The 12,647-nt window shown below is 70.0% G+C and carries 8 protein-coding genes and 1 pseudogene; 6 read left to right on the forward strand and 3 right to left on the reverse strand.

What is annotated here, in order from left to right; translation table 11 throughout:
* Positions 1 to 91 precede the first annotated feature (91 nt).
* From C7M71_RS18015 to C7M71_RS18030, 4 genes and pseudogenes are all read left to right on the forward strand, one after another.
* Positions 92 to 2,058: pseudogene (locus C7M71_RS18015) on the forward strand (2-oxoacid:acceptor oxidoreductase subunit alpha).
* The gene (locus tag C7M71_RS18020) at positions 2,051 to 3,130 is read left to right on the forward strand and encodes a 2-oxoacid:ferredoxin oxidoreductase subunit beta (RefSeq protein WP_111495227.1); all 1,080 of its coding nucleotides are present in this window, start codon (positions 2,051 to 2,053) and stop codon (positions 3,128 to 3,130) included. Before C7M71_RS18015 ends, C7M71_RS18020 begins: the two are co-directional and overlap by 8 nt.
* A gap of 222 nt (positions 3,131 to 3,352) precedes the next feature.
* A complete protein-coding gene (locus tag C7M71_RS18025; protein ID WP_111493665.1) occupies positions 3,353 to 4,570 on the forward strand; it encodes an AAA family ATPase in 1,218 nt (405 codons plus the stop codon).
* 41 nt (positions 4,571 to 4,611) lie between these two features.
* A complete protein-coding gene (locus tag C7M71_RS18030; protein ID WP_229758787.1) occupies positions 4,612 to 5,235 on the forward strand; it encodes a hypothetical protein in 624 nt (207 codons plus the stop codon).
* An 89-nt stretch (positions 5,236 to 5,324) separates the two neighbouring features.
* Here C7M71_RS18030 and C7M71_RS18035 read toward each other — a convergent pair whose 3' ends face one another.
* Positions 5,325 to 8,297 carry a glycoside hydrolase family 48 protein gene (locus C7M71_RS18035; protein ID WP_111493667.1) on the reverse strand — a complete coding sequence of 991 codons (2,973 nt, stop codon included), beginning with the start codon at positions 8,295 to 8,297 and terminating at the stop codon, positions 5,325 to 5,327.
* Between the two features lie 254 nt (positions 8,298 to 8,551).
* Complete coding sequence (locus tag C7M71_RS18040) at positions 8,552 to 8,923, reverse strand: winged helix-turn-helix transcriptional regulator (RefSeq protein ID WP_111493669.1); 372 nt, start codon at positions 8,921 to 8,923, stop codon at positions 8,552 to 8,554.
* A 101-nt stretch (positions 8,924 to 9,024) separates the two neighbouring features.
* Between C7M71_RS18040 and C7M71_RS18045 the strand changes: the two genes are divergently transcribed.
* Positions 9,025 to 9,879: an SDR family oxidoreductase gene (locus C7M71_RS18045; protein ID WP_111493671.1), complete on the forward strand. Its 855-nt coding sequence runs from the start codon at positions 9,025 to 9,027 to the stop codon at positions 9,877 to 9,879.
* 156 nt (positions 9,880 to 10,035) lie between these two features.
* Complete coding sequence (rarD, locus tag C7M71_RS18050) at positions 10,036 to 11,034, forward strand: EamA family transporter RarD (protein WP_114914423.1); 999 nt, start codon at positions 10,036 to 10,038, stop codon at positions 11,032 to 11,034.
* 97 nt (positions 11,035 to 11,131) lie between these two features.
* Here the strand turns inward: rarD and C7M71_RS18055 are convergent, their stop codons facing one another.
* A complete protein-coding gene (locus C7M71_RS18055) occupies positions 11,132 to 12,412 on the reverse strand; it encodes an ABC transporter substrate-binding protein (RefSeq protein WP_111492579.1) in 1,281 nt (426 codons plus the stop codon).
* Positions 12,413 to 12,647: the final 235 nt, after the last annotated feature.

Raw genomic sequence — 12,647 nt, forward strand, 5'->3', positions numbered from 1 at the left:
TTACCAGCTTAGGATGAAGGTGGTGCACCACGCGGACGGGAGCACACGGCTCGCGCCCGTGCGTGGTGACTCCTGAGGGAGGTCCAAGCCAGTGACCAGCCAGGTCGAGCAGACGGAGGCGGCGGACGGCGCGGCGGCGCCCGCCGGCCCGCCCGGTGCGTCCGAGCGGCGGACGGGCGGGCCCGTGAAGCAGGTGAAACGGCTGGACCGGGTGGTGATCCGGTTTGCCGGGGATTCCGGTGATGGCATGCAGTTGACCGGGGATCGTTTCACTTCGGAGACGGCGTCCTTCGGTAACGACCTGTCGACTCTGCCGAACTTTCCGGCGGAGATCCGGGCGCCTGCCGGGACGCTGCCGGGTGTCTCCAGCTTCCAGTTGCACTTCGCGGACCATGACATCCTCACGCCGGGTGATGCTCCGCATGTGCTGGTGGCGATGAACCCGGCGGCGTTGAAGGCGAACCTGCCGGATGTGCCGCGTGGTGCGGAGATCATCGTGAACACCGATGAGTTCACCAAGCGGGCGCTGGCGAAGGTGGGGTATGCGGGTGATCCGCTGGCGGACGGGTCGCTGGAGGCGTGGAGTGTGCACCGGGTGCCGCTGACGACGCTGACGCTGGAGGCGCTGAAGGACTCCGGGCTGGCCCGCCGGGACGCCGAGCGGGCGAAGAACATGTTCGCGCTGGGCCTGCTGTCGTGGATGTACCACCGGCCCACCGAGGGCACCGAGCGGTTCCTGCGGGCCAAGTTCGCGGGGAGGCCGCAGATCGCCGAGGCCAATGTCGCGGCCTTCCGCGCGGGGTGGAACTTCGGGGAGACCACCGAGGACTTCGCGGTCTCCTACGAGGTCGCCCCCGCGCCGCTGCCGGCCGGCCGGTACCGCAACATCTCCGGCAACCTCGCCCTGTCCTACGGCCTGATCGCCGCCTCCCGCCGCTCCGGGCTGCCGCTCTACCTGGGCTCGTACCCGATCACCCCCGCCTCCGACATCCTGCACGAGCTGGCCAGGCACAAGAACTTCGGTGTGCGGACCTTCCAGGCCGAGGACGAGATCGCCGGCATCGGCGCCGCCCTGGGCGCGGCGTTCGGCGGGGCGCTGGCGGTGACCACCACCTCCGGACCCGGGGTCGCGCTGAAGAGCGAGACGATCGGGCTGGCGGTCTCCCTGGAGCTGCCGCTGCTGATCGTGGACATCCAGCGCGGCGGCCCCTCCACCGGACTGCCCACCAAGACCGAGCAGGCCGACCTGCTCCAGGCCATGTACGGGCGCAACGGCGAGGCCCCGGTGCCGATCGTGGCCCCGGCCACCCCGGCGGACTGCTTCGACGCCGCCGTGGAGGCCGCCCGCATCGCGCTGGCCTACCGCACCCCGGTCCTGCTGCTCTCCGACGGCTACCTGGCCAACGGCTCCGAGCCCTGGCGCATCCCGGACGTGGCCGGGCTGCCGGACCTGGCCCCGGTCTTCGCCACCGAGCCCAACCACACCACCGACCAGGGCCAGGAGGTCTTCTGGCCCTACAAGCGCGACCCGCGGACCCTGGCCCGGCCCTGGGCCCTGCCCGGCACCCCCGGCCTGGAGCACCGCATCGGCGGGATCGAGAAGCAGGACGGCTCCGGCAACATCTCCTACGACCCGGCCAACCACGAGCACATGGTCCGCACCCGCCAGGCCAAGATCGACGGCATCGCCGCCACGATCCCCCGGTGGACGTCGACGACCCCACCGGCGACGCCCCCCTGCTCGTGCTGGGCTGGGGCTCCACCTACGGACCCATCACCGCGGCGGTGCGCCGGGCCCGGGCCCAGGGCGGCCGGGTCGCCCAGGCGCACCTGCGGCACCTCAACCCCTTCCCCGCCGACCTGGGCACCGTCCTGCGCTCCTACCGCCAGGTCCTGATCCCGGAGATGAACCTCGGCCAGCTCACCCGCCTGATCCGCGCCCAGTACCTGGTCGACGCCCGTCCCATCACCCAGGTCAACGGCATGCCCTTCAAGGCCGAGCACCTCGCCGACGCCATCCAGGCAGCCCTCCAGGAAGGACCGACCCGCCATGTCTGAGGCCACCGCCCACCGCGACGGCACCGCGCTGCCCGCGCTCTCCCTGGTGCCCAAGGCCACCGGGCCCCAGACCGCCCGGGACTTCAAGACCGACCAGGAGGTCCGCTGGTGCCCCGGCTGCGGCGACTACGCCATCCTCGCCGCCGTCCAGGCCTTCATGCCCGAACTCGGCATCGCCCGCGAGAACACCGTCTTCATCTCCGGCATCGGCTGCTCCTCCCGCTTCCCGTACTACATGAACACCTACGGGATGCACTCCATCCACGGCCGTGCCCCGGCCATCGCCACGGGTCTGGCCTCCTCCCGGCCGGATCTTTCCGTCTGGGTCGTCACCGGTGACGGTGACGCTCTCTCCATCGGCGGGAACCACCTCATCCATGCGCTGCGGCGGAATGTGAATCTGAAGATCCTGCTGTTCAACAACCGGATCTACGGGTTGACCAAGGGGCAGTACTCGCCGACGTCGGAGTTGGGGAAGGTCACCAAGTCGACGCCGATGGGTTCGCTGGACGCGCCGTTCAACCCGGTGTCGCTGGCGTTGGGTGCGGAGGCGTCGTTCGTGGGCCGCACCATCGACTCCGACCGCAGGCACCTGCAGTCGGTGCTGCGGGCGGCGGCCGAGCACCGGGGCACGGCGCTGGTGGAGATCTACCAGAACTGCAACATCTTCAACGACGGTGCCTTCGATGCGCTGAAGGAGCCGGGGACGCGGGAGGAGGCGCTGATCCGGCTGGAGCACGGCCGGCCGATCCGGTTCGGTGCCGATCTGGGCCAGGGTGTCTTCCGCGATCCGGTGAGCGGTGAGCTGTTCACGGCCGAGGTGACGCCGCGGAACGAGGCGGCCGTGCTGGTCCACGACGTGGGCGGTCCCAGCCCCGCCACCGCCTTCGCGCTCTCCCGCCTCGCCGACCCCGACACCCTGCACCACACCCCGATCGGCGTGCTCCGCGACATCGACCGCCCGGTCTACGACACCCTGATGGCCGACCAACTCGACCGCGCCGTCCAGGCCAAGGGCGAAGGCGACCTCACCGCCCTCCTCACCGGCAACGACACCTGGACCGTCGACTGACCACCGCCCACCGACCACCGTCGACTGAGCACCGCCGAGTGACCCCGAAGGGGCACCCCCACCACAGCGGGGGCGCCCCTTCGGCATTCCGCGCGGGCGCACACCTCTCTTCAGACCCTGGGCACCGTGGGACAGGTACCGTCTCCTCAGCCGACACCGGCGGCGGCTGTGGGCCAGCGCTGTCAGGGCTGCCGGCGGCCTGAAACCAGTAGGGTTCCAAGCATGCAGAAGCGTCTCCTGGCACTGGAGGTCGAGAACTTCCGGAGCTTGCGCAGGATCCATGTGCCGCTGGGTCCTCTGACCGTCCTGGTCGGTCCCAACGGTGCTGGTAAGACCAATGTCCTGGAGGTCTTCACCTTCCTCGCCGACGTCATCGGCACGGACCTCCTGCCGGCGCTGGACGCTCGTGGTGGCTTCGGTGAAGTGGTCTTCCGCGGCGGCAGCAAGGCCCCAGCCAGCGTGCGCATCAGGCTGAAGGCATGCTGGACGTCACACAGCAAACTCACGGCACCCGACGAGTACGAGATCACCATCACCAACCGCACGTCGTCGGCCACCGGAGTCCAGACACTCTCGCGGCGCGAGGAGTTCGCCTTCAAACGGGTCCAGGGGCGGGGACGGCGGATTCACATCTCGGGTGTGCGGGCCGAGGTGCAGGATGTGGACGCCGCCCAGGAGGTGGTGTCGGATACCGCGATCGGCATCCAGAAACTCAGCAGCGGTCTATCCACGCTTCCGCGGCTCTCGGACGACTCCGGCGGAACGGAAGTGGCCGCCTTCGCAGAGCGGCTGGCATCCTTCCGGGTCTTCGACATCGATGTGAGTGCTGCTCGACGTCCCTCCAGGATTACTCCCTCCCGGCGCCGCGGCGAAGGGCTGGCGGACGATGCGAGCAACCTGGCCGGCTTCCTCCTGTCCCTGTCACGGCGGGACCCCGGGACCTGGGAACGCCTGGTGGAGGACGCGATCGCCGTCCTGCCGCAACTGGAGGGCATCGACTTCGAGTTCCCTTCGGGAGCCGCCCGAGAAGTCGTCGTCGTACTGCGGGAACGAGGGCTTCGGCGACCCACGGAGCTCGCGGACGCCTCCTACGGCACAATCCGGCTGCTCAGCCTGCTCGCGCTCCTGTACGACCCGAACCCGCCCGCTCTGACGTGCATCGAGGAGATCGACCACGGCCTCCACCCCCAGGCACTGGAGCTCCTGGTCCAGCGCTTGAGGGAGGCGAGCGAACGTACGCAGCTGCTCATCGCCACACACTCTCCGGCCCTTGTGGACCGCCTGGAGCCGCATGAGTTCATCATCTGCGAGCGTACGGACGACGGGGCCTCGGCCATCCCAGCGCTGACGGAGGGGGATGTGCGGCGGATCCAGCAGGCAAGCCAGGGGAGGCCGCTGGGCGAGCTCTGGTTCTCCGGGGCTCTCGGAGGCGATCTTTGACCAGGGGGCGCGGTACTGCGCGGCGGGCGACACGCAAGCCCGTGGTGGTGCTCGTCGGTGAAGGCCAGAATGACCGCGAGGTGCTGCGGATCCTGCTTGAGGCGTTCAACCCGGACCTCAAAGGCCGGATCGTCACGATCAATGACAAGATCCCGCTGCGGGACGCGACCGGGGACGTCCTGCATGGGCGCGTCACCAGGTTGGCCGGTCTGGTCCGTGCCAGGGCTGCCCGGGAAGGCGCCGACATAGCCGCAGTCTTCGTCCATGAGGACTTCGACCAGCGGGAATCCGCAGCTGCCGACCAGACCCGCAGCAAGGTCCAGGCCGCTCTGTCACGGCAGCTCGGCGAGACGGCCAGCTACATCCTGATCGCCTGGGAGGTGGAGGCGTGGATGCTGCTCTTCCCTGATGCCCTGACCGCCTTCAAGGCCCGGTGGTCCGTACCACGGGCGCGTCGCCATGTGAACACCGGCCTCATCGACGACCCCAAGCGCGTCATGGTGAAGGAAGTGGCCAGGGCGGGGCCGCCCTACCGGGAGTCCGATGCTCCTGCGATCTTCGAGAAGGTCGTGGCCCTGTCGCACCACACCCGCCCGGCCGGAACCAACAGATCCTGGGAGTTGCTGGTCCAGCTCGCTGCCTCGGCCGGTACGGCCCGAGAATGACACGGGCGCGGGGCGCGGTCGGATTGCTCCGACCACGCCCCGCGGTGTTTCCCGGGTGGGGGTCTCAGGGGGACGTCACCCCGCGCGGGTCACTCGTTGAACAGCTGGCCGTACGCCGCGAGTGCGGTGGCGATGTCGGCCTGCGCCCAGAATCGGTGGTACGTGAAGACCGGGGCGGCGCCGCCGTTCAGGTAGTTCTGAACCTTGGACCACTGGGGGTCGTTCTTGTACCAGGAGCGGATCGACAGGAAGGTCGCGTTGGAGTCGATCTTGTCGCCGTTGGGCATGGTGCCCGTCCAGCCCGGCGGCACGTAGACGCCGTCGTGGTTGGTGTTGGAGGTGCTGTACTTCTGGGTCACCCGGTTGTAGTCGGCCCGGGTCTCCGGGACGGCGACGCCGAGGCTGTCCTGGTAGTTGCTCCACATGCCGTCGAGCAGGCCCTTGGCCGTGGTCTTGGCAGCGGCGTTGCCGGACTTGGCGGCGTAGTAGGTCAGCAGCTTGGCGTAGGAGCCGGTCACACCCACGTCGTTGGTGTAGTCCTGGATGGTGACGTGGAGGTTGGTGTTGCTGGCCGGGTTGGTGGCGTTCCAGGTGGCGGGTGCGCCGGTCCACTTGAGGGTGGACGGGATCTGGTAGGTGCCGTCGGGGTTGATCTTGGTGTTGGCGACGGCCCAGCTGACCCACTTGTCCAGGATCGCCTTGGCCTTGGCGTCACCGGTCGCGTAGTAGTACTCCGCCACCCGCTCCAGCGACCACGCCTGGAAGCCGAACCACTGGTTGCTGTCCGGGTCGTGGTAGACCGGGGCCGGGTCGTAGGACATGCCGTAGAAGGTGGGGGTACCGGCCGGCGGGGCCTGGTAGGCGCCGCCCACGCTGTTGGTGGCACCACCCGCGATGGCGCCCTCGCTGGACTGCAGCCAGGTGTAGAACTCCAGCTGGCGCTGGAGCGAGGTGGTCCAGTCGGCCTTGCCGGTGGCCGACTTGGGCGCCATGGCCGTGTCGTTGATCAGCGCGTACGCGGCCATCGGGTTCTGGTAGCCCTGGTGGGCGGCGCTGTCGCCGATCCGCCAGGCCCAGCCGGCGCTGCTGTCGGTGGCGCCACCCCAGGCGTAGTACCAGGAGAGCAGGTAGTGCGCGCTGTCCTTGCCGGTACCGGCCGCGCAGGACGGGCTGGTGCAGTTGCCGATCTTCTTGAAGTACTTGTCGAAGAACGAGTACCGCAGGTAGTCGCCCATCTTGCCGGCCTTGGCGACCGTGGCGGCCACATCGGCACCCTTGCCCTGGGCCTTGGCCCAGGTGTCCGCCCAGTAGGCGGCCTGGATGGCGCGGGCGTCCGCGTCGGGGGCGTCGGTGTACTTCCACTGCTTGGCGTAGCCGGAGTCCTTGGTGAACAGGTCCAGGTAGCCGTTGGGGCCGCCGTACTTGAAGTTGTCGCAGGACGGCTGCGGGATGGTCTCGAAGACCGACTCCTGCGGGCCGCGCTGGTAGGAGTTGATGTAGGACGGGCCCTTGGCGGTGGGGCCGCCCTCACAGGTGCCGCCCGGGGTGCCGCCGTAGCCGTAGACGTTGTCGACGTCCTGGAGCCAGTGCATGCCGTAGATGTCGTCGGTGCCGTAGGCGGACTTCAGCTCGGCCGCGATGGGGTCCTTGCCGACCGAGACGCCGCTGTCCAGCTGCGACGGGTACTGCTCGGGCAGGTCGTGCTCGGGGGCGTAGGTGGCCGGCTTGCTGGGGTCGTAGAAGCTGTTGGTGGGCTGATCCGCGTGGGTGGGGATCATGTACTTTTCCATGGTCGTCCACGCCGCGTTGAACTTCGACCAGTCCCCGGTCACCTGGCCGTACTCCGCCTGGAGCCAGATCAGGTAGCTGTACGCCTCGGAGGTGGTCTCGTGGCCCTGGTCCGGGGCCTCGATGATCAGCGTCTCCACCGAGTGGTAGGGGATCCCCTCCGGCGAGAAGTACCCGTTCGCCGGGGCGGTGATCTTGTTGTACTCATCCAGGAAGCGGGCGGTGTAGGTGCCCGCAGTGGACGCCTTGAGCTCGGTGACGGTCACATTGGCACTGGAGTAGCCGGTCGCCTTGACGGTGAAGGTGGCGGCGCCGGTCGAGTTGGCGTCGGCCGTCACGGTCACGGTCTGGGCGGTGTTCCAGTTGCTCGGGGTGAAGGTCAGCGAGGCGCCGCCGGTGACCGAGAGGCCGGTGTTGCCGGAGGCGCGGCTCACCGTGGCGGTGACATTGGCGGTGGGCGCCTGGGAGAGCTTGACCTGGAAGGTCGCCGTCTTGCCCTGCTGCACCGAGAGGCTGTCCGGCACCGCGACCAGGGCCGGTCCGGAGGCCACGTGCACGCCGACCGGGGCGGACTCGGTGCTGGCGCCGAGGGAGTCGTACGCCTTGGCGTAGACCGAGTAGTCGCCGGCCGGGACGTTGGCCCAGTTGAAGGTGAACGGCGCGGCGGTGGCGGTGCCGATCAGGGTGGTGTTGCTGTAGAACTCCACCTTGCTGATGGTCGCCCCGTCGGCGGCGCTGGCGCTGGCGGCCAGGGAGATGTTGCCGCCGGCGCTGTAGGTGCCCCCGGCCGTGGGGGAGGTCAGCGTGACGGTGGGGGCGGCGTGGGCGCCGTTGCAGGCGGTGCCGTTGACCGTGAAGGAGGTCGGCTTGGCGTTGGTGCCGCTGTAGTTGAAGTTGGCGGAGGTGGTGGTGTTGCCGCCGGCCGGGATGGCGGCGTTCCAGCCCGCGTCCTTGACGGTCACGGCCTTGCCGCTCTGCGACCAGACGCCGTTCCAGCCGCTCTGCAGCGTCTGGTTGCCGGCGTAGCTGTAGCCGAGGGTCCAGCCGTTGATGGCGGCGGTGCCGCGGTTGGTGATGGTGAGGTTGGCGGTGAAGCCGCTGCCCCAGTCGTTGGTCGAGTAGTCCACGCTGCACTGGACCGTCGCCGCGGCGGCGGGGGTCGCGGTTCCGGCAGCGGTGGTGAGTCCGGCAAGGATCAGGGCAAGTCCGGTGCCGGAGGCGGTCAGGAGGCGGCCTCTGCGCGAACGTGGCGGTTTCGTGGTGATCGCGGGCATGGCTGTGCAGACTCCTCGGGTGGGAGCGACAGGGCACGGGCACAGCGCCTCGGCCCGGAGCGGGCGGGGCGCGAGCGTCGCGATACGCGAGCGAAAGATGCTACGGGCGGCGAGGCGGAGCGCAGGGTCTGCGCCATGTGCAGAAGCCGCTGTGGGAGCGCTCCCAAGCATCAAGGCGTGACGTACGCGTGTCAAGAGTTCTGCATATGGGGATTTACCCTCGCATCGGCGGCTCATGGGAGCGCACCCACGCGTCACCCCTCTCGCCGCGCCCCGTGCAGCTCGCGGGCGGACTCCACCTGTGGCAGCCGCCGCTCGATCCACTCGACCAGGCCGGTCACCAGCTCGGCGGCCTCGGTGCCGAGCGGGGTGAGGCTGTAGTCGACCCGGGGCGGGATCACCGGGTGGGCCTTCCGGTGGACGAAGCCGTCCCGCTCCAGGGTCTGGAGCGTCTGGGCCAGCATCTTCTCGCTGACGCCGTCGATCCGCCGCCGCAGCTCGCCGAAGCGGTAGCCGCGGTCGCGCAGCGCCGCCAGCACCAGCACGCCCCACCGGCTGGTGACATGCTCCAGCACGCCTCGTGACGGGCACATCCGGTCGTAGACGTCAGGCTCGCTCACCGTCATGTCAGTAGCTTACTTGAAAGTGGGTACTTTCGTTCGGTTAGTGCTCCGCCTACGGTTGGTTGCGCAGTCAGATACCGATGTCGATGCGAGGAGACGCACTCATGATCGTCGTGACCGGAGCCACCGGACAGCTCGGCCGCCTGGTGGTCGAGGGCCTGCTGGAGAAGGTGCCCGCCGAGCGGCTTGCCGTGGCCGTCCGCGCGCCGGAGAAGGCCGCCGACCTCGCCGCCCGGGGCGTCGAGGTGCGGCGGGCCGACTACAGCGAGCCGGAGACCCTGGAGGCCGCCTTCGCCGGGGCCGGCAAGGTGCTGCTGATCTCCGGCAGCGAGGTCGGGCAGCGCGTCGCGCAGCACCGCGCGGTGGTGGAGGCGGCCCGGCGGGCCGGGGTGGGCCTGCTCGGCTACACCGGAGTGCTCGGCGGCGACCGGGCCGGCTTCCGGCTGGCCGACGAGCACAAGGCGACCGAGGCGGCGATCCGGGAGTCCGGCCTGCCGTTCGTCTTCCTGCGCAACGGCTGGTACACCGAGAACTACACCGCGCAGGCGGCGGTCGCCCTGGAGCACGGCGCGGTGGTCGGCAGCAGCGGTGACGGCCGGATCGCCTCCGCCGCCCGCCGGGACTACGCCGAGGCGGCCGTGGCCGTGCTCACCACCGAGGGCCACGAGGGCCGGGCGTACGAGCTGAGCGGCGACACGGCGTGGAGCCTGTCCGAGTACGCCGCCGAGCTGGCCGCGCAGTCCGGCCGGCCCGTGGTGTACCAGGACGTGCCGGCCGAGCGGCATCTGGCGGTGCTGCTGGACGCGGGCCTGCCGCAGCCCTTCGCGGAGATCCTGGTGGATGTCGACGCCGGTATCGCGCGCGGCGAGCTGGCGATCACCACCGGCGACCTGGCCCGCCTGATCGGCCGCCCGACCACGCCGCTGGCCGACTCCGTCAAGGCCGCCCTCCAGGGCTGACCGGGGGCGCCGACCGGGCGCCGACCTGCTCTGCTTCACTGTCAGTACCAAAGTGTGAATACGCGCATGACAGGCGGCTCCTCCGCCCGGTATCGTCCGCCTAGCGGTACGGCGGCACGGCGGTACGGCGCGGGACCAGGTGGAGGAGCAGCCGCGATGGACGAGCAGGGCCCCGGTGCGGGGCAGCGGGCCGGATTCTGGTTCGGCTTCGCCTCGTACGGGATGTGGGGCCTGTTCCCGCTGTACTGGCCGCTGCTGGAGCCCAGCGGCTCGGCGGAGATCCTGGCCCACCGCATGGTCTGGTCGCTGGTCGCCGTCGTCGGCATCCTGCTCGCCACCCGGCACTGGAGCTGGATCCGCCCGCTGCTGCGGCAGCCCCGCCGACTCGCCATGTGCGCCGCCGCCGCAGCCGCCGTCTCGGTCAACTGGGGCGTCTACATCTGGGGCGTCAACGCCGGCCATGTGGTGGAGACCAGCCTCGGCTACTTCATCAACCCGCTGGTCACCATCGCCTTCGGTGTCCTGCTGCTGCACGAGCGGCTGCGCCCCGCCCAGTGGGCGGCGGTCGGCATCGGCGCCGTCGCCGTGCTGGTGCTCGCCCTCGGCTATGGACGGCTGCCCTGGATCGCGCTCTCGCTGGCGCTCACCTTCGCGGTGTACGGCCTGCTGAAGAAGAAGGTCGGGCTGAGCGGCCTGGAGAGCCTGGCGGCCGAGACCGCCTTCCAGTTCCTGCCAGCCGTCGGGTTTCTGCTCTTCCTCACCGTCAGCGGCCAGGGCACCTTCGGCCGTACCGGCGGCGACTACGGCTGGGGCCACTCCGGGCTGCTGGCGCTCTCCGGCCTGATCACCGCGGTGCCGCTGCTCTGCTTCGGCGCGGCTGCGGTACGGGTGCCGCTGACCACGCTGGGCCTGCTCCAGTACCTCGCCCCGGTCTTCCAGTTCCTGATCGGCCTCACCGTCTTCCACGAGGAGATGCCGCCGGCCCGCTGGGCGGGCTTCGCCCTGGTCTGGGTGGCCCTGGTGCTGCTGACCGGGGACGCCGTACGGCAGGCCCGCCGCAGCCGGGCCCGGCTCCAGCGGGCCTCGGCGCTCGCCGAGGCCGCCGCCACGGCGGCCGGCGGCGCGGCGGCCGACGGCGCGGCCGTCCACGGCTGACCCTGCCCGCAGCCGGCCGAGCGGCCGGGGACATGGCGGAGCCCGCCGGGCCGCGCGTGGTGCGCGTCCCCGGCGGGCCCGGTTGCCGTACGGCCCGTCAGACTGCGTGCTGCCGGGCGGCTGCCACCAGCGCCCCCTGGAAGGGGGGCACCTGGCGGCTCTTGACGAAGGTGTCCAGCGCGCCGTCGATCGCGGTGCTCCAGGCGTTGTTGGCGACCACGCCGTGGGCGAGCGAGCCGACGATCCGGCACCGCTTCCACTCGTCCATCGACCACTTGAGGTACTGGCCGAAAAGCGCCCGGTCCTCGCTGTTGAGATTGGTCAGCGTCGGGATGGAGCCCTTGGCGCCGTTGAAGCCCAGCTGGCCGGTCTTGCTGCCGCACTCCCGGAGCCAGGCCAGCGCCGCGTCGCGGTGCTTGGCGCCCTTGGGCAGGGTGAAGGAGTCGGAGAGGAACTGGAACATCCCCGCCGTGCCCGGCACCGGCGCCCAGGTGTAGTCGGTGTGCGTCTGGAGGTTCTGGGTCACCTTGAAGCTTCCCTCGGCCCAGTCGCCCATGACCTGGTACGCGGCCTTGCCCGAGCCGACCATGGTGGTGGCCTCGTCCCAGCTGGCTGCGGGGGAGGAGGCATTGGTGTAGGTCAGCACCTGGTGGAAGTTCTCCAGGGCCTGCCTGACCTCGGGCGCGCTCCAGTCGGCGCCCTTGCTCCACAGCGCCGTCCATGCCTGGTCGCCCAGGGTGGCCAGCATCACCGTCTCCAGGAGGTGCTTCAGCGTCCAGGAGTCGGCGACGACCAGCGGCACCGTGCCGCCGGCCCGCTTGACCTTCTGGAGGTTGCCCAGGAACGCCTCGAAGGTCTTGGGAGCCGGATCGGCCCCCGCCGCGCGCAGGACCTTCGGGTTGGACCAGAGCATGTTGGCCCGGTGGATGTTCACCGGCACGGAGTAGAACTTGCCGTCGGAGCTGATCAGCGGCAGCAGTTGCTCGGGGAAGACGTCCGTCCACTTCTGCTCGTCGTAGAGCGCGTTGAGGTCCTCCAACTTGCCGGCCCTGATGTAGTCCGAGAGCTCGGCTCCCGCGTGACCCTGGAAGGAGTCCGGCGGGTTGTTCGCATCCAGACGTTTGGCGAGCTCGGCCTTGGCGTTGCCGCCGGCGCCACCGGCGACGGCGCGGTTGACGAAGGTGATGTTCGGCTGGTTGAGCTGGAGGTCGGCGAGCAGCGCCTGAAGACCGGCGTTCTCTGCGCCTTCGGTCCACCAGGAGAAGACCTCGACCTCTCCCGAGGGAGCGGCGGAGTCGCCCCCCTTGCTGCCGCAGGCGGACAGCACTGCGGATCCTGCGACGGCCCCGGTGGCCAGCAGGAACGCCCTGCGGCTCATGGACATGTGTGGATCTCTCCCGTTCGTGCCGGAGGAACGCGTGCGCGGCGCTTGAGGGGTGATACGCCGCGTGCCGTCCACGCCGCCGCCCGGTCCGGCGGGACCTGAGGGGGATCCACACGACCAGGCGCGGACGGCAGTACACGCTCGATGAGTTGCAGTCATCCCATCGGTGGAGAGGGAGGGCGTCAAGCTCGCTCCCAGGGTTTGAGACAAAATCAACCGGCATTTCACG

The organism is Peterkaempfera bronchialis, from assembly GCF_003258605.2.
GTDB lineage: Bacteria > Actinomycetota > Actinomycetes > Streptomycetales > Streptomycetaceae > Peterkaempfera > Peterkaempfera bronchialis.

Excerpts from the sequence above, each read along its gene's own strand:
- C7M71_RS18040 (WP_111493669.1), bottom strand. The coding sequence starts at position 8,923 with ATGACGGTGAGCGAGCCTGACGTCTACGACCGGATGTGCCCGTCACGA.
- C7M71_RS18055 (WP_111492579.1), bottom strand. The coding sequence starts at position 12,412 with ATGAGCCGCAGGGCGTTCCTGCTGGCCACCGGGGCCGTCGCAGGATCC.
- C7M71_RS18035 (WP_111493667.1), bottom strand. The coding sequence starts at position 8,297 with ATGCCCGCGATCACCACGAAACCGCCACGTTCGCGCAGAGGCCGCCTC.
- C7M71_RS18045 (WP_111493671.1), top strand. The coding sequence starts at position 9,025 with ATGATCGTCGTGACCGGAGCCACCGGACAGCTCGGCCGCCTGGTGGTC.
- C7M71_RS18025 (WP_111493665.1), top strand. The coding sequence starts at position 3,353 with ATGCAGAAGCGTCTCCTGGCACTGGAGGTCGAGAACTTCCGGAGCTTG.
- C7M71_RS18020 (WP_111495227.1), top strand. The coding sequence starts at position 2,051 with ATGTCTGAGGCCACCGCCCACCGCGACGGCACCGCGCTGCCCGCGCTC.
- rarD (WP_114914423.1), top strand. The coding sequence starts at position 10,036 with ATGGACGAGCAGGGCCCCGGTGCGGGGCAGCGGGCCGGATTCTGGTTC.